Source organism: Thalassotalea sediminis (genome assembly GCF_030295915.1).
GTDB classification, from domain to species: Bacteria; Pseudomonadota; Gammaproteobacteria; order Enterobacterales; family Alteromonadaceae; genus Thalassotalea_C; species Thalassotalea_C sediminis.
The window spans coordinates 1,699,162-1,726,152 of the sequence record NZ_AP027361.1 but is presented as its reverse complement, the minus strand read 5'-3'; the positions used below and the strand labels follow the sequence as shown (position 1 = coordinate 1,726,152).

21 protein-coding genes are annotated in these 26,991 nt (G+C 38.2%); 7 read left to right on the top strand and 14 right to left on the bottom strand.

Translation table 11 applies throughout. The features are described 5' to 3' along the window. Nucleotides 1-41: 41 nt before the first annotated feature. The 3 genes from ydiJ to ppsA form a co-directional block, all read right to left on the bottom strand. Nucleotides 42-3,107 carry a D-2-hydroxyglutarate dehydrogenase YdiJ gene (gene ydiJ / locus QUE09_RS07830; protein ID WP_286235636.1) on the bottom strand — a complete coding sequence of 1,022 codons (3,066 nt, stop codon included), beginning with the start codon at nt 3,105-3,107 and terminating at the stop codon, nt 42-44. 143 nt (nt 3,108-3,250) lie between these two features. Beyond that, complete coding sequence (locus tag QUE09_RS07825; protein ID WP_286235635.1) at nt 3,251-3,979, bottom strand: substrate-binding periplasmic protein; 729 nt, start codon at nt 3,977-3,979, stop codon at nt 3,251-3,253. A 190-nt stretch (nt 3,980-4,169) separates the two neighbouring features. Further along, entirely contained in the window at nt 4,170-6,542 is a 2,373-nt protein-coding gene (gene ppsA, locus QUE09_RS07820; protein ID WP_286235634.1) for a phosphoenolpyruvate synthase, read from the bottom strand. Between the two features lie 147 nt (nt 6,543-6,689). Here ppsA and ppsR point away from each other — a divergent pair, with 147 nt between their 5' ends. The 5 genes from ppsR (at nt 6,690) to QUE09_RS07795 (ending at nt 10,956) form a co-directional block, all read left to right on the top strand. Continuing rightward, complete coding sequence (gene ppsR / locus QUE09_RS07815; protein ID WP_286235633.1) at nt 6,690-7,499, top strand: posphoenolpyruvate synthetase regulatory kinase/phosphorylase PpsR; 810 nt, start codon at nt 6,690-6,692, stop codon at nt 7,497-7,499. A 286-nt stretch (nt 7,500-7,785) separates the two neighbouring features. Then, the gene (locus tag QUE09_RS07810) at nt 7,786-8,838 is read left to right on the top strand and encodes a 3-deoxy-7-phosphoheptulonate synthase (RefSeq protein WP_286235632.1); all 1,053 of its coding nucleotides are present in this window, start codon (nt 7,786-7,788) and stop codon (nt 8,836-8,838) included. An 87-nt stretch (nt 8,839-8,925) separates the two neighbouring features. Next, nucleotides 8,926-9,327, top strand: coding sequence for an Rcs stress response system protein RcsF (gene rcsF, locus QUE09_RS07805; RefSeq protein WP_286235631.1), 402 nt, complete (start codon nt 8,926-8,928; stop codon nt 9,325-9,327). A 4-nt stretch (nt 9,328-9,331) separates the two neighbouring features. Next, nucleotides 9,332-10,054, top strand: coding sequence for a tRNA (N6-threonylcarbamoyladenosine(37)-N6)-methyltransferase TrmO (tsaA, locus tag QUE09_RS07800; RefSeq protein ID WP_286235630.1), 723 nt, complete (start codon nt 9,332-9,334; stop codon nt 10,052-10,054). Nucleotides 10,055-10,062: 8 nt separating this feature from the next. Further along, complete coding sequence (locus QUE09_RS07795) at nt 10,063-10,956, top strand: DMT family transporter (RefSeq protein WP_286235629.1); 894 nt, start codon at nt 10,063-10,065, stop codon at nt 10,954-10,956. Between the two features lie 133 nt (nt 10,957-11,089). On the opposite strand, the gene QUE09_RS07790 is transcribed toward QUE09_RS07795, so the two are convergent. The 4 genes from QUE09_RS07790 to QUE09_RS07770 all read right to left on the bottom strand — a co-directional run bounded on the left by QUE09_RS07790 (nt 11,090) and on the right by QUE09_RS07770 (nt 17,517). Further along, on the bottom strand, nt 11,090-12,379 hold the full coding sequence (locus QUE09_RS07790; RefSeq protein ID WP_286235628.1) for a metal-dependent hydrolase family protein: 1,290 nt from the start codon (nt 12,377-12,379) through the stop codon (nt 11,090-11,092). Between the two features lie 534 nt (nt 12,380-12,913). After that, nucleotides 12,914-13,396 carry an FKBP-type peptidyl-prolyl cis-trans isomerase gene (locus QUE09_RS07780; protein WP_286235627.1) on the bottom strand — a complete coding sequence of 161 codons (483 nt, stop codon included), beginning with the start codon at nt 13,394-13,396 and terminating at the stop codon, nt 12,914-12,916. A 61-nt stretch (nt 13,397-13,457) separates the two neighbouring features. Then, nucleotides 13,458-14,345: a DMT family transporter gene (locus QUE09_RS07775; protein ID WP_286235626.1), complete on the bottom strand. Its 888-nt coding sequence runs from the start codon at nt 14,343-14,345 to the stop codon at nt 13,458-13,460. Nucleotides 14,346-14,586: 241 nt separating this feature from the next. After that, on the bottom strand, nt 14,587-17,517 hold the full coding sequence (locus QUE09_RS07770; protein ID WP_286235625.1) for an nSTAND1 domain-containing NTPase: 2,931 nt from the start codon (nt 17,515-17,517) through the stop codon (nt 14,587-14,589). 246 nt (nt 17,518-17,763) lie between these two features. On the opposite strand from QUE09_RS07770, the gene QUE09_RS07765 reads away from it, so the two are divergent. Further along, entirely contained in the window at nt 17,764-18,396 is a 633-nt protein-coding gene (locus tag QUE09_RS07765) for a hypothetical protein (RefSeq protein ID WP_286235624.1), read from the top strand. 149 nt (nt 18,397-18,545) lie between these two features. On the opposite strand, the gene QUE09_RS07760 is transcribed toward QUE09_RS07765, so the two are convergent. Both QUE09_RS07760 and sbcD read right to left on the bottom strand, forming a co-directional pair. Beyond that, on the bottom strand, nt 18,546-22,295 hold the full coding sequence (locus QUE09_RS07760) for an AAA family ATPase (RefSeq protein WP_286235623.1): 3,750 nt from the start codon (nt 22,293-22,295) through the stop codon (nt 18,546-18,548). After that, nucleotides 22,292-23,551 carry an exonuclease subunit SbcD gene (gene sbcD / locus QUE09_RS07755; protein ID WP_286235622.1) on the bottom strand — a complete coding sequence of 420 codons (1,260 nt, stop codon included), beginning with the start codon at nt 23,549-23,551 and terminating at the stop codon, nt 22,292-22,294. Before sbcD ends, QUE09_RS07760 begins: the two co-directional genes overlap by 4 nt. A gap of 194 nt (nt 23,552-23,745) precedes the next feature. On the opposite strand from sbcD, the gene ybaK reads away from it, so the two are divergent. Next, nucleotides 23,746-24,213, top strand: coding sequence for a Cys-tRNA(Pro) deacylase (gene ybaK / locus QUE09_RS07750; RefSeq protein WP_286235621.1), 468 nt, complete (start codon nt 23,746-23,748; stop codon nt 24,211-24,213). Between the two features lie 159 nt (nt 24,214-24,372). Here ybaK and QUE09_RS07745 read toward each other — a convergent pair whose 3' ends face one another. From QUE09_RS07745 to QUE09_RS07725, 5 genes are all read right to left on the bottom strand, one after another. Further along, nucleotides 24,373-24,906, bottom strand: a complete 534-nt coding sequence (locus QUE09_RS07745) for a hypothetical protein (RefSeq protein ID WP_286235620.1) — start codon at nt 24,904-24,906, stop codon at nt 24,373-24,375. 127 nt (nt 24,907-25,033) lie between these two features. Continuing rightward, the gene (locus QUE09_RS07740) at nt 25,034-25,378 is read right to left on the bottom strand and encodes a 5-carboxymethyl-2-hydroxymuconate Delta-isomerase (protein ID WP_286235619.1); all 345 of its coding nucleotides are present in this window, start codon (nt 25,376-25,378) and stop codon (nt 25,034-25,036) included. A gap of 136 nt (nt 25,379-25,514) precedes the next feature. Continuing rightward, nucleotides 25,515-25,688 (bottom strand): hypothetical protein, encoded by a 174-nt coding sequence (locus QUE09_RS07735; protein ID WP_286235618.1) that lies wholly within the window; start codon nt 25,686-25,688, stop codon nt 25,515-25,517. A 142-nt stretch (nt 25,689-25,830) separates the two neighbouring features. After that, the gene (locus QUE09_RS07730; RefSeq protein ID WP_286235617.1) at nt 25,831-26,262 is read right to left on the bottom strand and encodes a GNAT family N-acetyltransferase; all 432 of its coding nucleotides are present in this window, start codon (nt 26,260-26,262) and stop codon (nt 25,831-25,833) included. 305 nt (nt 26,263-26,567) lie between these two features. Beyond that, a complete protein-coding gene (locus tag QUE09_RS07725) occupies nt 26,568-26,864 on the bottom strand; it encodes a hypothetical protein (protein WP_286235616.1) in 297 nt (98 codons plus the stop codon). Nucleotides 26,865-26,991 lie beyond the last annotated feature (127 nt).

Genomic DNA, 26,991 nt, shown 5'->3' with positions numbered 1-26,991 from the left:
TATTAATGTTGTAAAAACCTTGTTTATTTGAACAATCAATATTATTTACGTAGTTGCGCAACTAATACTTCAACCGGATGTTTTGTTGCCTTATTAGCAAGACGTTTAATTTGCGAACGACATGAATAACCTGTAACCACTAATTGTTCTTCTTTCGCATCATCAACTTTTGGTTGCCAACTCATACCATATAATGATTTTGAATTTTCAAAGTTAACCTGCTCATGGCCATATGTACCCGCCATACCACAACACCCCACCGATTGCTTTTCAAGCGATATGCCAAAGTAGCTAAAAATATCAATCCACTGTTGTTCACTGCCAGCAAGTGCTGTTTTTTCTGTGCAATGAGCAAAGAGCTTATACGTAGTTGTACATTTAGCCGCCAACATTGGTTTATTTTTTGATTTTAGATGCTCGATCACCGTTAACAACCATTCATGAGCCAACTGCACATGAAAATCACCGCGTTTATCGCCTAGCACTTGTTGGTACTCATCACGAAAACACAGCACTGTTGATGCGTCAGTACCAATCATAGGAATTTTAAGTTGCTGTAATTGGTTGAGAAAATCGGCTGTATTCTTCGCTGTTTTAGCAAATTTGCTTAAAAAGCCTTTAACGTGCTGTGGTTTACCGTTAGGTTTAAAAGGCAGTAAAACTGGGCGGTAACCAAGTGTATCCACCAACTGCATAAGTTTTTCTACCACATGCGCATCATAAAATGAGGTAAACGGATCTTGAACAATAAAAACATAATTCGCTTTATCAGCATCAGTTAACTGTTGAAATCGAGTTAATTGGAACGGCTCAAACTGCAATGTTTCTACACGTTGCATTAATGTTGGCACAGATAATAACGGTGTATCAATATATCCAATAGTTGCTCGGCTGACTTTATCATAAGCTTTAGAGCTTAAAACCTTATTAACTAACGTTGGTGATTTTGCCATTAAGGGCGCCATTCGTTCTACATTTGCAACGAGGTGGTCCTTTAATGGTCTAAAATAACTACTGTGATAAATATTTAAAAAGCGCGCTCTAAAGTCGGGTACATCTACTTTTATAGGGCATTGGCTCGCACACGCTTTACAGGCTAAACAACCTGACATTGCTTCCATCACTTCATGAGAGAAGTCTTGATCACGTTGTGTTGATAATGCATTTTTAACTTTGTCAATTAACCGTTTTACTGACCAACCATTAATATCTTGCTCAAGCTTTAATACATCTACACCTTTGTTTTCAAGTAATCGTAACCACTCACGCATTAGTCCTGCTCTACCTTTAGGAGAATGCCTTCTATCGCGCGTTACTTTACTCGATGGGCACATTGGACTTGCAGTATCGTAATTAAAACATAAACCGTTACCGTTGCACTCCATTGCAGATTTAAAAGAGTCTTTAACACTAATAGGTATTTGACGATCAAAGGTTCCACGTTTAACACCATCCACAGACACGAGCGATTCACTTGACTTGAGTGGCGTACATATTTTACCCGGGTTCATTTTATTAAGCGGGTCAAACGCAGATTTTATTTTACGTAACTCAGTAAATAGCGCTTCGCCAAAAAATTCCGGCCCATACTCGCTACGATATCCTTTACCGTGCTCGCCCCACATTAAGCCACCATATTTTGCGGTTAACGCAACAACTTTGTCGGAGATAGCACGCATTATCTTTTCTTGCTCAGGATCACACATATCAAGTGCGGGCCTCACATGTAATACGCCAGCATCTACGTGACCAAACATACCATAGTGAAGTTGATAGCTATCGAGTAGCTCGCGAAATTCAACAATAAAATCCGCGAGTTTTTCTGGCGGCACCGCAGTATCTTCAGCGAAAGCTAATGGTTTCTGAGCACCTTTCGTATTACCGAGCAAACCAACCGCTTTCTTACGCATTGCGTAAATTTTGCCAATACTAGCTAAGTCGGTCGTTACTTGATATCCAATTACGCCAGTTTTGTTCTCGATGTCTTTATCTAACTGTTTCGTTAATGCTTCAACTTGTTCTGCTAGCCCTTCGATTGACTGACCGTTGTACTCAACGATATTGATACCATCCATATTTTGGCCTTCAACATCAGTGATTAACTCACTCACGGAATGCCAAATAATATCTTGTTTCGCCAGATTTAATACTTTGCTGTCAATCGTTTCAACAGACGTTGCTTTCGCTTCAACCAACGTAGGTGAATGTCTCAATGCAGAGTCGAAACTATCGTATTTAATATTAATCAACGTTTTTGCTGGCGCAATAGGCGTTAAATTAAGTTTCGCTTCGCAAACAAAGGCTAAAGAACCTTCAGAGCCAGTGATCAAACGTGATAAATCAACCTGTGTTAGATCGTCAGAAACAGCATGTTCCAAATCATAACCCGTGAGAAAACGATTTAGTCGTGGAAACTTAGCTAAAATTTGTTCTCGTTTGCCTATGCTTGTTTCGAGCACTTGCTTAACTATTTTACCTAACGTTGAGTCTTGTCGCGCAAGAGATTCCGCCGTGTCAATTGCCATAGGAGAAGTCGATAATATCTCTCCAGTTGCTAATACACTTTCAAGTGCTAAGACATGATCAGATGTTTTGCCGTAAATCAACGAACCTTGACCAGAAGCGTCAGTATTGATCATGCCGCCTATTGTCGCTCGATTACTGGTGGATAAGTCTGGCGAAAAAAAGAATCCATAAGGGCGTAAATAATCATTAAGCTGATCTTTTACCACACCTGCCTCAACGCGCACCCAATTTTCTTCAACATTTATTTCTAAGATGCGATTCATGTATTTAGACATGTCTACCACGATACCAGGCGTTAAACTTTGCCCATTAGTGCCGGTTCCACCGCCGCGCGCACTGAATTTAATGTCAGCAAATTTTGCTTGATGCGCCAATGCGGTAATTTCTTGAACGTCCTCTTTACATTTAGGATGCAACACCAACTGCGGAAGTTGCTGATAAATACTGTTATCAGTAGCAACAGCTAATCGAGCACTATACTGATGACTAATATCGCCTTTAAAAGCTTTTAATTTAAGCGCTTGCGCGAATTGTTGATATAGTGGTTCAACGAGTTCTTGAGGATCTAACCGAGGTAACATAAGGCCTAGTATATATTTTTTCGAAAGATAGTAGACGCTTAGTATATCACGGTAAATTTTTAAAAAGAAAACGGGATGTTATATTGTTTATCGTTTTTTAAATATCGATATCTTCTAACGCGGTACGCCTAACTTTAGTGATATTATCGATACTTAGCATATATTCTTTCTATCTCACCATTATCCTTCATTTGTTTTAAAAGGCGATTAATCTCATTGATAAACGAGGCTTTCTTGGGGTGTACTCGCATTTTGATTGTTGACTGATGAACAATATTCCCTATTTCAAGATTTTGATATTGAGGAAAATGTTTTTGATAGTAACGAATGGTTTTATAGCCAATAAAAATATATTTTAATCTATTCGCTTCTAGCTGCTTAAGTAAATTTTCTTCCGAAATGTTTTCAACTTTTTTAATTTTCCCTAACGTTAAATAGTCATCAAATCTCGGATAAGAATAGCCCCTTACAATACCTACTCTTTGCCCTAATAAGTCTTCAGGCCGATTAACCTCTATCATGTTTTTGGGGCGAGAAACAACGACCTCTGTTGATGTTTCATAACCAATAGAATAAACACCAGGTACTTTTTCACCTAAACGCCATTCATCAGAAATACCGGGTTCTATATCTACAACACCTTCGTTAAAAGCAACCAATGCTCTCGCGACTGGCATCACCTTAAAAACAAACCGATGATCTGAATGACGTTCAATATAACTAAACAAATCAACAAATATACCTTTCGGTACATTATTCTCTAAAATGGTATAAGGTGGATTACCACCGGAATAAAGCACTACCGTAAATGTATCCGCTTTAGTCGTTAAACTCAGTAAAAAAATTAGTACGATTAAACTCTTTTTAGGCATCTTTCACTCAATACTTCTACCAGTTTACGGGAAATTGGCAACAAACCTTAGTTTAAGTATAGACAGTAAATACGGGGGATAATGAATAAGTCATAAATTATTGATAAAGAAAAAAGGGGTCAGGTACATTAAACGTTATCATTTGAATGTACCTGACCCCTTTTTTACTTACTACATCAAAGCATTGGCATTAACCATGTTGCTCTGCGAGGTACAACCAAGTTGGCAGTACAGTATCAGGGTTTAACGATACGCTATCAATTCCTTGTTCAACTAACCATGCGGCAAAGTCTGCATGATCAGATGGGCCTTGCCCACAAATACCCACGTATTTACCACGCGCTTTACACGCTTTAATAGCCATTTCTAATAACTTTTTAATCGCAGGGTTACGTTCATCAAACAGATGTGCAATTAAACCAGAATCGCGATCTAAGCCAAGCGTAAGCTGTGTTAAATCATTTGATCCAATTGAGAAACCGTCAAATATATCTAAGAACTCATCAGCCAATAACGCATTCGATGGCAATTCACACATCATGATCACACGTAATCCGTTTTCTCCGCGTTTGAGGCCATTCTCAGCAAGAATATCGATCACCGCTTGACCCTCTTCTAAAGTACGAACGAATGGGATCATCACTTCAACATTTGTTAAGCCCATCTCATTTCTAACACGCTTAATTGCTTCACATTCAAGTGCAAAACAATCACGAAAATCTTCCGATACATAACGAGATGCCCCGCGGTAACCAATCATAGGGTTTTCTTCATCTGGCTCATATTCTTCACCACCTACCAGATTAGCATATTCATTTGATTTAAAGTCTGACATGCGCACAATGACTTTTTCTGGTGCGTATGCGCAAGCTAACGTGGAAATACCTTCGGTTAATTTAGCGATATAGAATTCAACAGGATCACTGTACCCTGCCATATAATCACGAATTTCTTCCTGTAAATCTGCAGATTGCTGCTCGAAATTAAGTAAAGCTTTAGGATGAACACCGATCATTTTATTAATAATAAATTCTAAGCGTGCTAAACCTATACCTGCATGAGGTAATTTCGCAAACGCAAAAGCACGATCTGGATTACCTACGTTCATCATTATCTTTAAAGGAAGTTCAGGCATTTCATCTACTTGAGAAGTAGTCACAGTAAAATCTAACTTTCCTTGATAAATAAACCCAGTATCACCTTCAGCACAAGACACGGTAACTTCATCACCTGCACTAATTTTACTGGTAGCATTACCACAACCAACAACTGCAGGAATACCCATTTCACGGGCAATTATCGCTGCATGACACGTGCGACCACCGCGATTAGTAACAATAGCCGATGCCTTTTTCATGATTGGTTCCCAATCAGGATCTGTCATGTCGGTAACTAATACGTCGCCCGGCTGAATTTTATCCATCTCTTCAAGTGAAGCTAATACCTTCGCAGCACCACTGCCAATTTTGTGACCAATTGAGCGACCTTCACAAATGACTGCACCTGAACCTTGTAACTGGAACTGCTCCATAACATTTGCTTGTTCACGACTGCGCACAGTTTCAGGGCGCGCTTGAACAATATATAACTTACCATCTAACCCATCTTTAGCCCATTCTATATCCATAGGTCGCTGATAGTGTTTTTCGATAATCATTGCTTGTTTAGCTAATAACTGTACTTCTTCATCCGTTAATGAAAATTTATTTGATAAGCTTTCATCTACGTCAACAATTTCAACTTGCTTACCGTGTTCTTGCGTATCAGCATAAATCATTTTAATTGCTTTGCTGCCAATATTTCGACGAACGACGGCTGGTTTTCCATCAGTAAGTGTTGGTTTATGCACGTAAAATTCATCTGGATTAACAGCACCTTGCACGACCATTTCACCTAAACCATAACTCGAAGTAATGAAAACAACATCTTCAAAGCCAGATTCAGTATCGATTGAGAACATAACACCACTAGCAGAAATATCACTACGCACCATACGTTGAATGCCTGCTGACAACGCAACACCTCGGTGGTCGTAGCCTTGATGCACACGGTAAGAAATAGCGCGATCGTTAAATAATGACGCATATACGTGTTTTATTGCCGTCATTACTGCATCTAAACCGCGTACGTTAAGAAACGTTTCTTGTTGACCAGCAAAAGACGCATCTGGCATATCTTCAGCAGTTGCAGAAGAACGTACAGCAAAAGATGCATCATCAGAGAATTCGCCTGCAAGTTTTGCGTATGCTTGCTCAATATCTTTTTGCATCGTTGGTAAAAAGGGCGTATCGATAATCCACTGGCGAATGGTACTACCACATTCAGCTAACGCATTAACATCACTCACATCCAATTTATCAAGAAGTTGATGAATTTTTTCGTTCAAACCACTTTGTTCAAGAAACTCATTAAAGGCAAAAGCTGATGTAGCAAAGCCTCCAGGTACTTGAACACCAACATTTGCTAAGTTTGATATCATTTCACCCAGTGACGCATTTTTACCGCCTACACGGTCTACATCACCCATCCCTAACTCTTCATACCAAAGAACGTTTTCTTGCACGGCTTCTTCTCCAAAATGGACAAATAAAATTAAGTATAGTTATATCTACAGTTCACGTGCATTTTACACATAGCAATTTAGAACTGAAAGTATTAATGTAAACTTTCAATTTTAATTTCACATATTTAATAAGGATAAGGAATACTCATGAGAACAGCGTTTTACATTTCAGACGGTACTGCTATAACGTCGGAAGTTTTTGGCCACGCACTTTTATCTTTATTTCCAATGGAGTTTAATCACGACACTATTGCTTTCGTTGAATCAGAGCAACAAGCAATTGCTGCAAAAGAAAAAATAAATCGTGCAGCAAAATTAACCGGCGAAAAGCCTCTTGTATTCCACACCTTTGTTAATCCTAAAATTAGAGAAATTATCGATAGTTGTGATGGCATTATTTACAATTTCCTTGAGCATTTCATTGCGCCAATAGAGCAGGAACTTGGAATTTCTGCAAAGCCCAAAGCGCATAGAACACATAGCATCCATGAAAATAGCTACGATAATCGTATTGATGCAGTTAATTATTCGTTAGCAAACGATGATGGTTCAAATATTACTAATTATGACCAAGCAGACTTAATTCTTGTTGGCGTTTCTCGCTCTGGTAAAACCCCAACCTCGCTTTATCTCGCGTTACAATACGGTATTAAAACGGCCAACTACCCTTTTATTGATGAAGATATGGATGCGTTAAAAATACCTGAATTTTTAAAACCTTATAAAAAGAAAATTTTTGGCTTAACAATCGATGCACAGCGCTTAATGGACATTCGCGATGGTAGAATGGCAAACAGTAAGTATTCTTCAGCGAGACAATGCCGCATGGAAGTACGTGCAGTAGAGAATCTTTATAAAAAGGAAAAGGTGCCCTATATCAACACCACTAAACTTTCGGTTGAAGAAATCACGGCTAAAATACTCGCACAGACAGGTTTACAACGTTATAAATATTAGGGGCTGTTGACCTTTCAAAATTAAATTTTGTTCGAACTAAACGCTTTTTGTTATTTATACGTCGTTATTGCTTTTTCATGTGGAATAACCACACATTAATCGCTATGCCTTGCCTAAATACCAATAAAGTACTGCAAAAATGAACGCGAAAGATCAATAGACCCTAATTAATAGCAATTTATTCTTTGTTTAATGTTCACAACGCTGCTGAATTTAGGTATGTTAGCGCGATAATTTAATCGAGAGTATTGCGTAATAAGCGATACCTTGCATACCTAGGTTTATTATGACCATCAAGACCGACGAATTTAGAACGACGCTGATTGATAGTTTAGTGTCGCCGCAAGAGTTAGCAGATCAAATACCTTTGTCTGACAACACCGCCAATTTCATTATTGAAAGTCGTAAACAAATTGAAGCGATAATTAATGGTGAAGATGACCGTTTGTTAATTGTAATAGGTCCTTGCTCTATCCACGATATAGATGCTGCAATAGATTACGCTAAAAAATTAAAAGTATTACACGATAAATATCAAGACAGTTTGTATATTGTAATGCGCGTTTACTTTGAAAAGCCACGCACCACTGTTGGTTGGAAAGGACTCATTAGTGATCCTGATCTAGATAAATCATTTAAAGTGGCAAAAGGGTTAAACCTTGCACGTCGTCTATTGATGGAAATTAACGAATTAGGGCTACCGGCAGGTACAGAATTTTTAGACATGGTGACAGGTCAATATATTTCTGATCTGATTTCTTGGGGTGCTATTGGTGCAAGAACAACCGAAAGCCAAGTTCATAGAGAACTCGCTTCTGCACTGTCCTGCCCTGTCGGCTTTAAAAATGGTACTGACGGTAACATTCAAATTGCTGTTGATGCCATTAAAGCGTCAAGTGTACCGCATGTACTTTATTCTCCTGATAAAAGTGGACAAATGTGTATCTATCAAACGCATGGAAACCCATTTGCACATGTTATTTTACGTGGTGGTACAAAACCTAACTACCATGCAGAAGATGTGAGTGAAACGTTAGCTAAGTTAGACACTAATCAGATCCAAACGGGTATCATGGTAGATTGTAGCCATGGCAATAGCGATAAAGATCATCGTAAACAAATTAACGTTGCCCGTTCTATTGCTGATCAAGTTGCCAGTGGAACAAAAGGCATTTCGGGTGTTATGGTCGAAAGCTTTCTTGAAGAAGGTAAACAAACAGTAGACCCCGAACAACCACTCGTCTATGGGAAAAGCATTACTGATGCATGTGTTGATTTAACCGTTAGCGAAAATATGCTCGATATACTCGCTGAAGCAGTGCACTCCGCAAGAAAATAGAACGTTGATAAAGCAGGAATCATTTCCTGCTTTTTTCTTGCCATGTTATAAATACACATTCCAATTAAACACAATAATTCACCTGTAATGACACACTACCTATCTTCAGTTTTCGTTATTGTATGTACCGTGTTACTTGGCGCATGTAGCAGCCAATATGCCGTAAAGACCAATGTAGACAAAACTAACTTCTCTCGTTACTTTTCGCCAACTAAGGTAAAAATTTATCAAAATGAACAAGAGCTTCCATCTACATATCAATCACTTGGTGGTGTTGAAGGCGAATCTTGTCAGTCAAAATCGCACCACGAAATGCCTAATATAATAGACGCAAGAACAGACGCCCGTAGAACTGCATTTCAACAAGGTGCAAACGCAATTATTTTTACTAACTGTGCTTTGATTGAAAATAACCAAGCAGACAAAAAGTGTATCCGCACGCGAGTTTGCTACGGCAGAATTTTCTTTATTAATGATAAAAGTAACTAACATCATGGACAATTATCAATTCACCCCCATCGGTAAGGTGCACTCTCCCTATAAAGAAAAATTTGCCATACCACGCCAACCAGGTTTAGTAACTGCGGCTAAAGGCACCATTGAATTGATAAACAACGATAATCAGCTAGATATGTGTCGCGGCTTGAACGATTTTAGCCATGTTTGGGTATTATTTGTTTTTCACCAAACGGTAGAACAAGGCTGGAAACCCTTGATCCGTCCGCCTCGCTTAGGTGGCAATAAAAAAATAGGCGTATTGGCGTCACGCTCAACTTTTAGGCCTAATCCAATTGGTATGTCTGTTTTATCATTAGATAACCTTATATACGATAAAGACAAGTGTTGGTTACACGTAACTGGATTAGATCTATTAGACGGTACACCCGTATTAGATATAAAACCTTACGTACCTTATTCAGATGCTGTCCCTTCAGCATGTGCAAGTTACGCTGAAAAAGCCCCCAATAACTCACTAAGCGTTGTTTTTAACAACAAGGCTGATGTGGCGTTGACGAAAGTGCAAGCCCAATACCCAGATTTAAAAGCGTTAATTTCACAAGTGCTTGAGCAAGATCCACGCCCTGCCTACAAACAAAAACAGCGCGATGAGAAACATTACGGCATTCGACTTTACGACTTTAATATTATGTGGCGTCTTATTTCCGCCAGTATTATCGAAGTTTTCGACGTATGCTATGAAAAAATCATAGATTAAACAACCTGATGACAATACAACCTGCACTTGAATTTATATTACTCGCCGCTATTTGGGGTGCATCTTTTCTGTTCATGAAACTAGGTGTTCCAGAATTTGGCGCGGTTAGCTTTATGGCGATTCGTACTTTGATAGGCGCCATTGTGCTCGTGTCTGTTTTATTACTAAAAAAGCAGTTCAAAACGTTACGTAACGCACCATGGCAACTTTTTATTGTCGGTTTATTTAATACCGCGATTCCTTTTGTGTTATTTGGATGGGCAACGTTATCGCTAAGTGCGAGTAATATCTCTGTACTTAACGCCACTACACCACTCTTTGGAGCAGTAGTTGCCTACTTTTGGTTAAAAAGTCGCTTAACAAAATTGCAGGTTTTTGGGTTATTGCTCGGTTTTGTCGGCGTTTACGTCTTAATGTATCCACAGTTAACATCTGCCCCCAAAGAGACTTTGTTACCAACATTAGCTGTACTCTTAGCAGCATCATGTTATGGCTTAGGTGCAACAATAAGTAAACTCTACTTATCCAATGTTAAACCACTCGCCTCTGCTGCTGGCAGTCAAATTTCGGCAAGTATCGTATTAGTACCTATTAGCTTGTTTTACCTGCCGAGCACAATCCCTAGCTTAACGGCAATTAATGCTGCACTTGCTATCGGCATATTATGTACAGGTGTTGCTTATATCATTCTGTTTCGCTTAATTAGCCAGCTTGGACCGACGAATGCGATTTCTGTCACCTATTTGATCCCGGTTTTTGGTATTTTCTGGGGCGTTATGATTTTAAATGAAGAAGTTTCAGCATTTACGCTTTATGGCAGCATATTAATTTTAATTGGGGTTGCCTTTTCTACCGGAGCACTAAAGTTAAAAGCTTGGTTTGATACAAAACCGACCTTATAGCGTTAACAACGTGAGTTGGGATAAAACGGCACAGGTTATTACGGTTAATTAAATCAGCTAATAATAAGAAAGAGCATGACAGTTAAATACCGTCATGCTCTTTTATCGCTTGCGGTGTTAATAAAATTGATAGCTATTTTTGTTTATGGACAATACCTGACTTCATTACAAAGTCGACATCCATTAATTCTTTAATATCTTTTAATGGACTGCCATGCGTAGCAATAATATCAGCAAACTTTCCCGCTTCAATTGTACCTAATTGGTTTGATTTACCGATCAAGTCAGCACTATTAACCGTAGCAGAAACTATAATATCTTGAGCATTCATACCTGTTTCATGCATTAGCAAGGCTTCTTTACCATTATTGCCATGTGGGGATACGCCACTGTCGGTACCATAGGCTATTTTTACACCGGCTTTGTGCGCCCGAGTAAAGTTTTTGATCATATCGCCACCAACACGAATCGCTTTTTCACGAATGGTTTTGGACATAAAGGTTGTTTTTTTCGCAAGATCAACAACGGTATCGCCTGCCATTAACGTTGGAACAAGATAAGCGCCCGATTGCTTAAACAGTTTAATGCTTTCTTTGTCGGCATAACTACCGTGCTCAATACTGTCTACTCCTGCTCGTAATGCTGCATTAATACCAGCAGCAGCATGAGCATGACTTGCTATTTTTCGACCTAAGGCATGAGCAGTTTCAACAACTTCTTTTAACTCATCATCTGCCATTTGTTGACCCGTGCCGGTATTAGTGTCAGATAACACGCCACCTGTTGATGTGATCTTAATGACATCTGCGCCATATTTAATGGCATGACGCGTCGCTCTACGACAATCATCAGCACCATCACAAATAGTTTCAGGGGTGCGCATTTTTAAAATATCAGGGTTCATACCATCAACATCCCCATGACCGCCAGTAACAGCCACACTGCTTCCTGCAGCGACTATTCTTGGTCCGGTAAGCAGCCCTTTTTCTATACCGTCACGTAACGCATATATTTGTTCAGGTTTACTACCAAGATCGCGCACAGTTGTAAAACCGGCTAATAAGGTTTTTTCTGCAAAATGAATGCTTTTAACTAAGTAATCAGCATCAGAAGCACGCAAACTATCGCTATCATTATTAGGCCCAAGTTCACCTTGTAAATGAACATGCATATCCATTAACCCTGGTAAAACAAAACTATTACGTAAATCTATGACTTTCGCACTATCTGGCGTAACGAACCCCTGTTTGACTGCCGTTATTTTGCCATTGTCTATAATAACAGAGTAATTACTAAGAGGTGTTTCACCTGGCATTGCTAATAGCTTGCCGGCATGAATAACCGTTGTTTGAGCCGACGCTGCCCCCGTTATTAAGCAGCCCGTTAATAATGCTAAACAGCCAGTTTTTATTGTTGTTTTCATTTTACGCTTCCTCAGGAGTTGTTTATCTTTTTTATTTTTCTTATTAATAATAGCTACCATAGCAAGGTTCACCAGTAGTAAAAAGCGGTGATTAACCCCCTGTTCTTATCTTTAACCGTTCATTTGAGAAAAAGCACTCATTACAGAGGTCAATATCTACCTTCTAAAGAAGGGGCTTTGAATGAGCCCCCTCCAAGGGGCCTTTGTCTAGCTCAGTCAACCAAACGAATTTGGGCAACCCCTTCTAACTTCTCTTGTTTTTCTTGATGACGCACATAACGCCTTATTATTTCTTCATTAATCCAAATTAAAGGGGTCAGGTACAATAACGCTTTTATTGTACCTGACCCCTTTAATTATTTATCTTTTTTATTTTTCTTATTAATAATAGCTACCATAGCAAGGTTCACCACTAGTAAAAAGCAGTGATTAACATCATTGCTCTTATCTTTAACCGTTAGTTTGAGAAAGAAGCACTCATTACAGATACAAAAAAGCCAGCGTGTCGCTGGCTTTCTTCAAACGTCTTTTTACTTAGTGCTGATGACCACCAACGCCATGAGCATGACCATGTGAAATTTCATCTTCGGTAGCTTCACGTACATCAATAACTTCAATATCAAACGTAATGGTTTTACCGGCTAACGGGTGATTCACATCCACATCAACCATGAAGCGACCTGCTTTAATCACGGTTACTTGACGAGCACCTTGTTCAGTTTGTACAACTGCTTGCATGCCAGGTCGCCACTTTTTAGCGCCTTGTAAATGCTTTGCAGGGACACGCTGTACAGCGTTTTCATCGCGTTCACCATAGCCGTCAGCAGGTTCAACAGTGACAGAAAACTTATCACCAACTTTCTTGTCTGTTAATGCTTTTTCAACACCAACGATCATATTTTTATGACCGTGAAGATAAGCGAGAGGATCACTACCGTTTGAAGATTCAATCTCCTGCCCTTGATCATCTTTTAGTGTGTAATGAAACTGTACAACTTTGTTGTCTGAAATGTTCATAGATTGCCTTAAATACGCGGTTTTTAATGGCGGCGAGTTTATCAGAGTTATTGCGCTAACACTACGCCCAAAGTAAAAGAATCACAACACTCAGCATGATTAAAAACATACCAATATATTCTTTTAAACTAATCCGCTCTTTAAATATACGATAGGTCAATATGAGTGTAATAAAAAACTCTACTTGCCCAAGTGCCTTAACATAAGCCGCGTTTTGAAAGCTCGCACCAGTAAACCAACCAATAGAGCCTAGTACACTTGTAATACCAACAAACAAACATAAGCGCCACTGGCTCATCATTACGTTGATCTGTTGTTTGTTTTGAACATATACATAGGCTAGCGATAAAATTGATTGCACTGTGATCATAAATACCAGTGTAACCGCAGCACTAATCATTAAATCACTGTTTAACGCAAGACTTGATTCTCTTATCAATAACGTTGTAATCGCAAGTCCGAGACCTGATGCTAATCCAAAACCTGCGCCTGGGTTTCTAAACACATCATTAAACGTAAATTGTACCTTTGACACGATAAGTACACCTAGTACGCCAATGATAACCGACACCCAGCCTAATACACTTAACGAAGCCGAAAATAGCAACGCACCTAAAATGGCAACTTGAATTGCTTCGGTTTTCGCTAAACTAGTAGCGACGGCAAAATTACGGTAATTAAATGCAGCAACTAAGCAAGCAGTACCAATAATTTGCATAACACTTGCGATAAGCGCATACATTAGAAAGGTATTATTTAAATTTGGTATCGATTGTTCACGAACATCGAGTAACACGAATAAGTAAAGGTATGCAAAAGGCAATGCATAAACATATCTTACGCTTGTCGTTGCCATGGCATTTAAGTATTGACCCAGTTGCTTTTGCCCTGCCGTACGAACAGCCTGCATAAATGCAGCGAGTAAGGTAAAGTAAATCCAAATTTCCACGAATGTTAACTGTATTCCATATAAGATATCGCGTTAATTTATCATAAGTTAGCGTTAAGCTCTCCGTCTATTTCACTATAGTTAACATAAAGGTAATTTATACCTCGTAGTATTACTCGGTGTATATTCGTATGTATATAATGGTCAAGTTATTGAAAGAAACAGCCACGTTTATTAGGGTTTTATTAACGCAGTATCTACTATGCAACACCTGTACTTTTTGGTTAATCTAGCTAACGAATTATTCATTTAATAACTGCGCTAAATGTGATTTGGTATTTCGGGTTGCTTTATGGTTCTCACCTAATACTTGTATTCTAGTTTGAAGGGTCTGGCGAAATAATTTTTCAGCTTGCTCATATCTTTCAGTCGATTGATAAAGCACGGCTAAATAATGCTGTGCAGTTAATACTTCTGGGTGTTCATCGCCAAACACACGCACTGCAATGTCGATATGTTTGAGCAATAAATCTTCCGCTTGTTGATATTGCCCTTTCGCTAATTTAGATAAAGCTACCCCTTTCAAACAGTACAATGTATAAGGGTTGTTAAAATCCGAATTCGCTAACCATTTATCAACGCAACGTTGGTAATATTGCTCAGATCGTTCAAAGGCTTGTTGAGCATAGTAAAGATCACCAAGATTTTCGATAGAATACAGTGTGTGACGAAAGTCAGCACCAAATAATGCAGTTCGCCTTTGATATACCTGCATAAAAATATCTTCAGCCAAGGCAAATTCATTATTATCTAAATAATATGTACCTAGGTTATCTAATGCCCCTAAAGTATCTTTATGATCTTCACCATATACCTGTTTACTTACGGCAATGGTTTCTTTAATCAAAGGCAAGTTATTATCACTGCCATATTTTAATACATTCAGCCGACTAAGGTTGAATAATAACCCCAAGTAATCTTCATTTTTTTCTAATTGATTTTCTTTGTATATCGATAAACCTTTAAATAAGTGTTGTTCAGCTGGTTTTATTTTACCAAGGTCAATGTAAATCAACCCTAATGTTTTATGAAGTAAAGCATCAACATAAGGAGGATGATCTCCTTGATTGGCATCATTTAATTTATTCGTTGCCTCATTAAGCACGTCAATGAGTGATACTTCTTTACCTTTGGCGACAAATGGGCTGCTTGCCGCTAATGTTTCTGTTAAAAACTTTGAAATTGCCTTGGTACGTTGACTTTGAGATAGTGCAATGTCTCGCTCTTTCGCCACTTGTGTGGCTTGAAACCAAGAAAGTAAACTAAACCCAATAAGTGCAATAACCGCAAAGCTAAAAAACATTCTTCGTCGTTCTCGATAACGTTTAGAACGGGCGATAAACGTAAGTTCATCTTCGTTTAGTGTTATGCCGTGGTACGCTATTAATTCTTCCGCATCGAGCACCTTTTGTCGAGAGTTAAGCAACGCATCATTAGCTTTATTGTTGTTTAGCCAATAAACACAATCATCGGCCAGTTGTTCTCTACGATGAATCGCGACACGGTTATTGCTTAGCCATTGCTTAATGCGTTGCCAATGCTTCAATAATGCTTCATGCGCGATACTGATATATTGAATATCGCTGTTTGTCGTAGTGGATACTTCGTTATTTTCTGCGTTATAGCTGCGTTGTTCCCCTGTATTTGTCTGAATAATAGTGACAAATAAACGTGCATTGAGAAAATGCTGAATAAATTGTTTTTCAGCAGGCGCTTTAAAAAAACTCATTGGAAGCTTACGCGCCGTCACATTATATTTATTTTTATGATCGACTTGAATCAACGCATGCATAATATTATCCCAACATGCTTGAATGTTAGCAGGTAAACTATTGAACACTTTTTCGGCTTGTTGGGCTATTGCCCCCTCTATTCCTCCCATTTTATGGTATGCACTAAGTAATAAAACATTCTCGTCACTGCGTTGTTGGTAGAGTAAGTCCAAGGTATATTCTAAAAGAGGAAGCGCATCAGGATTTTTTACTGCGGCCTCAAGTAATATTTCATCTAAGTATTCTTTACGTGTTTCATCGTGTTCAAAGCTTAATCCCGCTGCAATCGCTGGGTTTCTGATCATTCGGGTAATTTCAACAGGCGTAGGGGCTTTTAAGTCATATTGCTTTCCTTGATCTTTCAATTCATAGAAGCCTTTTACATCAAGACATTCCGCGTAAAAATCATTTCTTAGCATTGCAGTAAAAAGCAATTGGTCACAGTGGGCTATTTGTTCTAAGCAAGCGACCAAATTCTGTTTTGCACTGATAGTAAGATTCTCGTCTAATAAGAAACGTTCAAATTGATCAATCACTAATAATTTATACGCGTGAACCTGTTGTCCTTTATCTAGGTTCATTTTTTCAACATTTACATCTTTATTACAATGTAACGCGCTTTTCAGTTGCGATGGGTCAGCTTCAACGCTGGAAATTAACGTTTGTATGGTTAAATGGTTTTTTATTAATGATAATTTTTGTAACGCATAAATCAGTGTTGCTGTAGGGGTTTCATCAATACTTTGGCTCGGCGTTACAATATGGTAATTAGTGACACGTAACTGAGAAAACCCAGATTCACTAGTAAGGTAAGGCAGTACCCCTGCTCGCATCAATGATGATTTTCCACTGCCACTTTTTCCCAAGACCAACAGAAAATTATTGGGCCTTTTTATACTTGCTTTTAAATGCGCAATAATATCAACAATCGCTTTAGTTCGACCAAAATAAATTGCACTATGGCGTTCATTAAAGGTATTTAACCCTAGATACGGAGACCCATCCGTCCAGTTTTCTAGCGCTTTACGTGGTGAGACTTGCTTAGCATTAGTTGGAAACGTTACCGTTGCAATAATTTTATAGCCACGGCGATAAATTGTTTCAATATAAGTAGGGTTTTTAGCGTTACAGCCTAACTTTTTTCTTAAGCCTGCTATGCACTTTTGTACAGGAGCATCACCATAAAAGGTGCCAGCCCAACAAGCAATAAGTAACTGCTCTGCACTCACTGTTTCACCCGCATTTTGACAAAGATAAATCAACACATCCATCATTTTAGGCTCGATGGTGTAGCGTTTATCTTCATTCAGAAGTTGGTTTGAATCGCCATCAACTGTCCAAGTGCCTAAGGTAAAAGTACGTGATTTTTTGGTTAGGCCTGAGGTGGCTTTAGCATCCATTCATCGACAACCTTTGGTCAGAATACGTTTAAAACTCAACCTAAAGCTTAAAACATAAACACAATATATTCCAGCCAAGATATCAATGAAAATAAAGAGTAACCATATGAATAAAAAGGAGATTTAATTATTCATGTAAATGGTAAGGAAACCGTAAGTCTTTTTTTTACTTTTTGAACCATAATGCTTAGACATGGAGAAGCAGTTTAATTTTAGTCTTTTATAGTAAAAACTAAGGAGCAAATGATGGATCATAAAATCAACGTTTTACTAGCAATTGGCTTGATGTTTTATCACATCACGGTTAATGCGTTTAATATTAGTGAACAAAGACCAAATAATGATGAAAAATGGAGTTTTTCTAAGGAATTCAAAGCACAATTTATCACCAAACAAAGTGTTAATTACCTCGTAGTTAAAAACGCTAAAGATAAAATTGTTGCAGAGCAATTAATTCCAAGAGCGCAAACATTAAATAATATTAATTGGTCGAGTAATGAAAAGTATCTTACGTTTACCAAAAATGATGAAAGTTTATGGCTTTTTAATGTAGAAGACAGTGCTGTTACGCTTGTTGACCATAAATTTCAACATAAAACACCGTTAAGTTTCAACGTTAAATGGTCACCTAATGGTCAGTGGGTGCAGTACTTATCAAGTAATAATGCGCATTACCTTGCAAAAGTATACTCTTTACAGCGTAAACGTTCTTATATTGTACCTGTTGCTTCTGGGCTTATTTCTGATATCGCATGGCATGATGTTAAAAATGAATTAGTGATTAATACCGTGCAAGCAACAGAAGAGCAAACAGAAATGTCTTTATACGATATTAAAATGACCGTTAAGCCAGATGAGCAACTCGTTAAACTGAATTAATAGTAATGTTATTAGGTGGGAAGCTAAGAGCCGATTTAACCCAGACGCTGTTCTTAGCAATGTAATATGACTATTACAACATACCTTTCGTCATTGTTAGGCTTGGTTCATCGGATGAACTAAACCTGACAAATGACGATAAACCTCGCCTACTCGCGCTTTACTTTGTACGTTGGCGATAATTCACTGTAGCCAAGTCCAGACTTTTTATGCACCTTAATTTGCACATCCACTCGCTCTTTTAAAGCATCAACATGACTAATAATCCCAATCATTTTGCCACTTGCATTTAAGTTATCAAGCGCATCTAACGCTATTTCTAATGTTTCGTTATCGAGCGTGCCAAATCCTTCATCAAGAAACAAAGAGTCAATTTGTGTCTTGGCACTAGCAAGATCTGAAAGTGCTAGCGCTAGTGCTAAGCTTACTAAAAATGACTCTCCACCAGAGAGTGTTTTGGTATCCCGTACCGTATCAGCTTGCCAAGTATCAATAACGGCTAACGCTAACTTTTCCTCACTATTACATTGTAATAAATAACGACCATGCAATTTTTCAAGACGATGATTAGCTAAGTAAACGAGGTGATTCAACGTTAATCCTTGGGCAAAACGCCTAAACTTGTCACCGCTTGCTGAGCCGATTAAGCCATTTAGGTGTGATAAATCATCATGGTGCTGCTGTGACTTTTCAATATCGTCAATCAAGGTTAACTGTTTTTTACGTTGTTTTTCGTCTTGTGCAAGAGTCGCTTGTATACGGCCTAAATTAAGCTGTAACTCTTTTAGCGAGCGTTCAATGTTCGCCAGTTTATCTTGGCATTGCGATACATCTTCCGCGTGAATTTCACGTTTTTTAAGTGCTGCTATTTCAGGTAATAACATGGCCTTACGATTGCTTACATCATTTTTTAAATGCTCAGCCTGTTGATGTTTTTGTTCTATTTCTTTGGCAATTGTCGCTATTTTTTGTCTTTCACTGCTCCCCATTAACGCACTTTCAACATCTTCTAGCGTAGTAAACTGGCTTTGCGATAACGCCTTTTCCCATGCTGTTGTTGCTTGTTCAAGTTTAACCTTCTGCTGTTGTAATTGCTCCGTAAGGTTAACAACTATTGCGCGTGTACTCGTTAATTGCGCATGTACCTCTTGTAACCCTTCTTGTTTAAGCTTGAGTACGTTATTTGCTTCCGTTTTTTGTAAATCAAGATCTGCACGAATGTCTTCAACGGCTGCTTCACCGACGAGCTCACTACGTTTTTTATATAAAGTATCTAACTCACTATTTATGCTGATAAGCTGTTGTTGTTGTTTTTCTTTTTCTTGCTTCAGGCGCTCTATCTGTTGTGTAAATTGTGCGAATTGATGGTTAAATTCGACAAGTGATTTTTCAATACTTACTAACATCTCTTTATCTTGGCGCCAACCTTCAAGCAACGTACTTTTATCTGCTAACCATTGACTAAACTTACCAAGCTCAATACTTTCACCATCAGTAGACATAAACGGCAGAGGCTCATCACCAACAATAGAAGAAATGTCAGCTTTTAATTGTTGCGTTGACGCTACACACTGCTGTTCGCTTTCCTGAATTTGCTGAGTAAGTTGTTGTAATGATTGTTGTTGCGCGGCTATTTGGTTAGTCGTCAATGTCTGTTGATTTATTTTCTCATCATATTGTTTTTGTGCAGCCTGAATTGTTTGTTGTAATTGTTCTACTTCACGATTGATAATCGTAAGTTTACCAAGCGCTTCATTGAGCTTCTCAATGCTCGTATTATTACTTACAAGTAACTGATTAAGGTTATTGATCGTTGAACTATTGTCAGTAACTACGGTATTTTCAGGTAAATAGTCTGACTTTTCAGCTAACTGTTGAACGTTACTCGCTTGTTGCTGTAAAAGACTTTGCTGCTGGTTTTTCAATGTCTCTATTGCACTTGCTAACCGGTCATAATCAGAGTTAATGCCCTTACCTTCTTTCTCAATCCGCTGTAAGTCACTGCTTAGCGCAGTTAACCTTTGTTGATGTTCGTCAGGTTGCACTTGCTGATATTCTTCAATTAAGGGATGCTCGGTAGCACCACATAACGGACAAGCGTCATTAGGCAATAAATTAGCTCGGTGATGTGCTAAAGACAATATTGCCTGCTGCTGATTTACAATGAGCTCCACATCTTTTAATTGTTGTTTAACGGCTTTAAAACGCTCACGACAGTCGATAAGCGAGCGCTCGGTTGTTTGCAACTGTTGCGTTTTCGCTAAGATTTGCTGATTTACTTCAATAACGTGTTGCTCTGTAGTCGCAATATTCGCGGCACTATTTAAACAATCGTTAAGTCGCTGCCCAAATTGTTGTTTCGTAGATGCTAACTGATGCAGTTCATTTTCAGTCTGACAATCAAAGGTTGCTAACAAAGCTTTTTGACGTTCAATTGTGTCTTGCAACTGTGATTGTTGTTGCTGTAAAGGCGTTTTTTCAGCTTCAATGTCAGCTAACAAGGATTTCTCTTGATTTATCGCTTGTTGATATTGTTCTTCATTTTTTTTGTATTTATCTAAAAGTGTTGTTTGTTGTTGTGCTTGTTGTAAAAGTGATTGCTCTTGGTGACGCCACAAAGGTAATTTATTGCTAAGTGTATCTGCATAGGCAACACGCTGTAACCTTTGCTGTAATTGAGAAAATTGTGCTTGCTGACGCTGCTGTTCTTGGGCAACTTGTGACAACTGCTGTTCGGCATTTTTTTGTGCTTCAATACTCTGGGTTATCGCCTGTTGGGTATTCTCTTTTTGTTCTTTTATTAACGATAACTGGCTATCTAGCGGTATCACCTGAGAGACTAACAATGACTCTTTGTTTGCAATAGTCTCAAGCGTACTATCATGCAATTTTTGGTAAGCAGCAAGAGCATCTTGCTGCTCGTTAACCGCTTTCTCTAGCTCAGCCATATTGGTATTTTTTTGCTCAATTGCACTATTTAGTTCCTGCAATTGAGCCTGATGAAGCTTAAAGTCTCCGAATACATTTCGCAGCTCTTCGGCTGGTTCAGCTAATGTTAATTTAGCCAATTGTTGTGCATTTTCTTGTGCCAATTCGTTCGCTGCCTTTAGCACATGTTCTGCTTTTACAGATTGTTGTTCAAGCTCATGTTGTTGTCTGAGTTTGTCTGCTAATTGCGACCAATCTTGCCTTTGTTTAATAAATGTAGCTTCTTCTGTCGCGAGTAATGCTTGTTCTTGTTCATACGATTGCTTTGTTGCTTCGTCTAGCAATTCAAGCTGCTCTAAATGGCTTTTCGATAACGTTAACTGTTCTTTAGCTTGACGAAAGTTTTCATAAACTTGCTGTGAGATAATACTGTAAATCTCAGTACCCGTAAGCTGTTCTAACAATTCAGCGCGATCTTTATCACTCGCATTTAAAAATGCCGCAAATTGTCCTTGCGAGAGCATCATTGACTTAGTAAAGCGTGAAAAATTTAAACCGGTGATTTGTTCAATGTGTTGTTTAACGTCAGAAATTTTATTGGCAATGATACGGCCGTCTCGATAAGCCAATTCTGTTACTTGTTTTTGTAGTTTACCATCGAGCTGGTTTTTCGCGCGACGTTGACTCCAAAACGCGCGGTATCCTTGGCCATTCACTTCAAACTCAACTTCAGCAAGACAATTAGCGGTATGGCGTGTCATTAATTGATTTTGACTTTCAGAGACAGATATTCGCGGCGTTTGATGATACAACGCTAAACATATGGCATCGAGTATTGTGGTTTTTCCCGCGCCTGTATCTCCTGTTATTGCAAACAAAGCACATTCGTCAAAAGGTGATGCAGAAAAATCGATAAACCATTGCCCTTTCAATGAATTTATATTTTCAAAACGTAGCGACAATATTTTCATGATACTGCCTCATTCTTTTCGTCTTCATCAGTATCTTTTTGCTCACATTGTGCTTTCACCTGTTCAAACAATGTTGTTAAACGCTGTGCTAACGCATCGTCTTCTGACCAATTTTCTAAGGCTAATCGCGCCTTAAAGACGTCATAAACGTTTAGTTCGTCTAAGGTAATTTTGTCTTGAGGTGTAAGTTCAAAGCGTGCTTTTTTCGCTTTTCTTACAAGTAATATTTCAACAGGGTATGCCGCTAAAATTTCTTGCACTCTAGCGGTTAAATCGAGTAAATAATCCCCCTGACTGAGCTCAACGTCTAGCCACAATACTTCGTCTTCATGCAAAGACAACTGTTCAAGTAACGCCTCAACCTGTTCTTCAAGCTGCTCAAGCGATGTTTTGATTGTTGCCATTGCTTGAAAATTAGGAATTTCAATCGGCTCACACGCAATCATTTTACCTTTTTCAAAACTGACTAAATTTACATGTTTCGTTTGCTGAGTTTCATCAAAGCTCAGTGAAATAGGAGATCCGCAATAACGAATATGTTCTTGTTTAGCGATGATTTGTGGCCGGTGAATATGCCCTAAGGCTAGGTAGTCAACAGTTGGAAACTCACTTGCAGGAAACGCGTCTAATGTACCAATGTATATATCTCTAACGGAATCGCTACAACTGGCACCAACGGTTGTTAGGTGACCTGTAGCAATAACTGCAGTATCAGGAGCCATGTCGTTTTTTGCTTTTGCGACTAACTGTTGGTAATGATTTGCAATCGCCTGTTGTAGTTGTTGCTGTTTTTCTTTAGCCGTTTGCCCTGCCATACTTGTCATTACATCGCGTGGACGAATAAAGGGAACAGCACAAACAACAGCACGTTCTTGCTCACTATTTTCTAAATAAATTAACTGTTCTGGTGCTTGTGTTATATCTTGTGCTCGAACCACAACATGACAATTCAACGTTTTTAACAAACTGGCTGATTCGTTTAGCATTGCTACAGAATCATGATTTCCTGCTAGAATAATAGCGGCACAATTACGTTTATTTAAGGCGACGACAAATTCAAAATATAACTCTCTGGCGTAACTTGGTGGTGTACCCGTGTCAAAAATATCACCAGCAACGATAACTGCATCAACCTTTGTTTTTTCTACTTCAGCAAGCAACCAGCGGATGAATTTTTGATGTTCTTTTGCCCTGCTTTTGCCGTAAAAATGCTGGCCTAAGTGCCAATCAGAAGTGTGTAGTATCCTAAATGCCATGTAAAACAACGACGTTATTTTTATAATAGTTAAAATTCTATCGCAGATCGCAAACAATAAGAATCAAATTTGCAAAAACTATCAAAGCTCGTTAGGTTGTTAGGCCACAAATAGTACAGACCATTATCATACAAAAAAGAAGGCTATCGAATTCCATTACATAGCACGGTTAGTTAACACGTTTAGGTATCACTATGACCCCTGCAGTAAAACTGCTTGATAAAGCAAAGGTTACGTATCAATTACACAATTATCAACATCAATCATCTGCGCAAAGCTACGGTCTTGAAGCGGCCGAAAAGCTTGGTATTGACAGTGATAAAGTATTTAAAACCCTAGTCACTGAGGTAGACGGTAACCAACTTGTTGTTGCAATTATTCCTGTGTCTTTGAAACTCAGCTTAAAAGCCGTTGCCAAAATGGCGCGAGGTAAAAAAGCAATCATGGCTGATCCTGCTAAGGTACAAGCAACAACTGGCTATGTGCTAGGTGGCGTAAGTCCATTTGGGCAAAAAAAACGACTTAATACATTCATTGATAATAGTGCTCAAGCATTCGAAACTATCTTTGTCAGTGGTGGCAAACGCGGACTTGAAATTGAAACCTGCCCGGCAACATTTGAACAAATACTTAATGCTAAATTTGGAGAAATAACAGCGTAGTTTCATAACGCTTTGCTGTTTATCCATTTTTCTTTATATACCTATTATACCCTCTAATTTAGCGCTTAGAGATGCCAATAAACGCTCATTGTTCTTTTGGGTATAACCTCGTAAAAAAGCTTATGTATAAAAACACTAATAAACCAGAACAATGCGTTGCTATTCCTCGCGCTTAATATCGAGTGTCGCATTTTCAAGAATTGCCGTGTAATTTTCATTTTTTCTTAACTTTAAAAGCATCGAAAAATTAATTGCGTCAACTTCAACGGGTACTTGCTCAAAACCAGAATTGATAGAAAAGCTAAATTTCCAACCTTCGTGCGTTGTTAATGTGCCCTGAAGATCTTTAAAATTTAACGTAGATTCAGTCGATAATTTAAAAGTGTATTCTGTTTTTGCTGCATTTGAGTAGAGCCAACCCGCGTTAGCTGGCACAGTAACCTGTTCAATTAATGATAGCGGAAAGTTATAGCTTCGACGTTGTTGTTGCGTTTCTGCATCAAGCGTTAAATCAACCTTTTCAATATCAATTTTAACCGGTTCATCAACAATAAGTTTTGCCTTGATCGCATGAGGTTCCAATGCAATAAAGTCTTTTTTATCAAAAGAAGAAAATTTCAACATTGTTCCTAACGGAACACTCGCGCAACCAGCAAGAAAAAGCATAAGAGTGAGGCGAAAATAATACTGCATTTAAAACATCCTTGTTTTGCCTAATTCCCCTAACAGGGGCTAATGTATTTCTGTTAACACTGCATACAAAGAACCCAAGCAAATAGATGCAGTGTGTAATTAATGAGTTTGTGTGCAATTGTCTCAGCTACAACATGGCACGATTACAGTAAGTCGCCTTTTCAAAGTCACTAACATTCATTGCAATACTAGGAATATCAGGGAATAAGGCAATAAGTTTAGTAACAACTTGTTTGGATAAGTAGGCTTTTTGCTCAGTTGTTCGCCCTTGCATTATATGCGTAAAAACATGAATAAAATCTTCTCGTTTATTACCTACAGAATATTTTTGAAACGGATTTATTCTTACTTTTATATCGCCCTCATCAAATAATCCGGTTGAATTTGCAACGAGGTGAATTTGTTCAATAATAAATTCTTCATCATGTGATTTAAGCACATTTGCAGAACAATCTATTACAAAATGTGGCATTACTTCTCCTAAATATAATGAGTAATAATTCAGTCATATCAACACCGCACTTGGGTGCCTAAAACATTGATTAGCATAAACAAGGTTGATAAAAATACCGACGGCATTGTTTTTTAACAATAACTTACGTAATTAATTAATCTAAATCGTCATTATTTTTTATCCAACGATAAATTGGGTAAGCTACCATTAAAGGAATAACCGTTAAAATAACAGATTTACCAAAATCCATGTACTGCAAGACGCCATTCACATAGAAAAACCATATAACGAATAAAGTAAAGGCTATCCATGTTACCCAAAATGCCATTTTTTTATTCATTACGTTAATCCTTAATATGACATATAGAGCAACTCAGGGTTAATAATATATGCCTGAAACAATGCGTTAACAATGAACAAACATCAACCAATATACAATGTTCTTTTTTTCAAGGTTTTACGCGGCAAATTTATATAAACTTGCACATGCCGTTACCTAACATATCATTGGGTCGTAACAGGTAACCATAACGCAAATAAAACGCTTCTTTACCTTTTGCAGCAAGCAAGCCAATCGTAGCGCCTTTCTTAGCAGCAACTGATAAATAGCGCTCTATATGATCCATTAATATTGAACCTAGTCCAGCGCCTTGATAGTCAGGGTCAACAATAACATCTTGAATATAAAAGTACATTGCACCGTCACCAACGATACGTCCCATGCCAATAAGTTGTGATTTATCGCGAACAATAATGTGGAACAATGAATTGTTTAAACTCGTTTGCGCCAGATTATAATCTAATTCACCCCAACCAACTTTATGTCTTAAACATAAGAATTCTTCAGTTTTAGGGCTTTCAACGCTAATAACATACTTATTAGCGTGCACTGTTTTATCCATTCGTTATCACGCTCACTTTATGGCATTGACATTGTCGCTTAATTCAGCGGCAAATAAACATGCATTAACTCGCTTTATCGCTGTTAAAACGCTTATCCTGTTTTATTTACCTAAACACTCTAAAGAGCGACGCTTACTTTCTTCCCCTGAAACAATAAGGGTAATATTTTTCGCAATTCAATTTATACATAAGCTGCTTTGGGACGGTATGCATTTGGTTTTCAAATGATGCGATATACCAGTACACCTTGTTCGCTCAAAAACCAACGGTACTTAGTCAAACCTTAACCCCGATTCTGTTTGCGTTAATACAGCATGGCTAACAGCCAAGGTATAGCAGCACCTAAGATGACCGAAGACACGCCAAGGAAAAATTTTGTATGATTCATAGAACTGCATTTGGAATACAAATAAATACCAACAAAAAAAGACAGTATCGACCATAAAATAGCACCCATAGAATATACACGAAGTGCGCCTTGGTTTAATCCTGTTGTATAAATAGGGCCTGCAACAACATTTAACAGCAGTGTTACAATAAAGCCAAGTGCGGGTAAGAACCCCACCAAAAATATTCTTTTTTTAGTCCACCATTTACTCATAATAATTCCATTTAATTACAAAGTGCTCCAAATAATAAAGAGCTGATAAAAAAGCTACGCTTCATTTATCTCATTAAGCTCTCTACTATGTTTCAATTATAACGATAACATAGACTGATAAAACGAT

Bases quoted from the DNA above. Each gene is read 5' to 3' on its own strand.
- ydiJ (WP_286235636.1), bottom strand. From the start codon at position 3,107: ATGTTACCTCGGTTAGATCCTCAAGAACTCGTTGAACCACTATATCAA.
- QUE09_RS07825 (WP_286235635.1), bottom strand. From the start codon at position 3,979: ATGCCTAAAAAGAGTTTAATCGTACTAATTTTTTTACTGAGTTTAACG.
- ppsR (WP_286235633.1), top strand. From the start codon at position 6,690: ATGAGAACAGCGTTTTACATTTCAGACGGTACTGCTATAACGTCGGAA.
- QUE09_RS07810 (WP_286235632.1), top strand. From the start codon at position 7,786: ATGACCATCAAGACCGACGAATTTAGAACGACGCTGATTGATAGTTTA.
- rcsF (WP_286235631.1), top strand. From the start codon at position 8,926: ATGACACACTACCTATCTTCAGTTTTCGTTATTGTATGTACCGTGTTA.
- tsaA (WP_286235630.1), top strand. From the start codon at position 9,332: ATGGACAATTATCAATTCACCCCCATCGGTAAGGTGCACTCTCCCTAT.
- QUE09_RS07795 (WP_286235629.1), top strand. From the start codon at position 10,063: ATGACAATACAACCTGCACTTGAATTTATATTACTCGCCGCTATTTGG.
- QUE09_RS07790 (WP_286235628.1), bottom strand. From the start codon at position 12,379: ATGAAAACAACAATAAAAACTGGCTGTTTAGCATTATTAACGGGCTGC.
- QUE09_RS07780 (WP_286235627.1), bottom strand. From the start codon at position 13,396: ATGAACATTTCAGACAACAAAGTTGTACAGTTTCATTACACACTAAAA.
- QUE09_RS07770 (WP_286235625.1), bottom strand. From the start codon at position 17,517: ATGGATGCTAAAGCCACCTCAGGCCTAACCAAAAAATCACGTACTTTT.
- QUE09_RS07765 (WP_286235624.1), top strand. From the start codon at position 17,764: ATGGATCATAAAATCAACGTTTTACTAGCAATTGGCTTGATGTTTTAT.
- QUE09_RS07760 (WP_286235623.1), bottom strand. From the start codon at position 22,295: ATGAAAATATTGTCGCTACGTTTTGAAAATATAAATTCATTGAAAGGG.
- sbcD (WP_286235622.1), bottom strand. From the start codon at position 23,551: ATGGCATTTAGGATACTACACACTTCTGATTGGCACTTAGGCCAGCAT.
- ybaK (WP_286235621.1), top strand. From the start codon at position 23,746: ATGACCCCTGCAGTAAAACTGCTTGATAAAGCAAAGGTTACGTATCAA.
- QUE09_RS07745 (WP_286235620.1), bottom strand. From the start codon at position 24,906: ATGCAGTATTATTTTCGCCTCACTCTTATGCTTTTTCTTGCTGGTTGC.
- QUE09_RS07740 (WP_286235619.1), bottom strand. From the start codon at position 25,378: ATGCCACATTTTGTAATAGATTGTTCTGCAAATGTGCTTAAATCACAT.
- QUE09_RS07735 (WP_286235618.1), bottom strand. From the start codon at position 25,688: ATGGCATTTTGGGTAACATGGATAGCCTTTACTTTATTCGTTATATGG.
- QUE09_RS07730 (WP_286235617.1), bottom strand. From the start codon at position 26,262: ATGGATAAAACAGTGCACGCTAATAAGTATGTTATTAGCGTTGAAAGC.
- QUE09_RS07725 (WP_286235616.1), bottom strand. From the start codon at position 26,864: ATGAGTAAATGGTGGACTAAAAAAAGAATATTTTTGGTGGGGTTCTTA.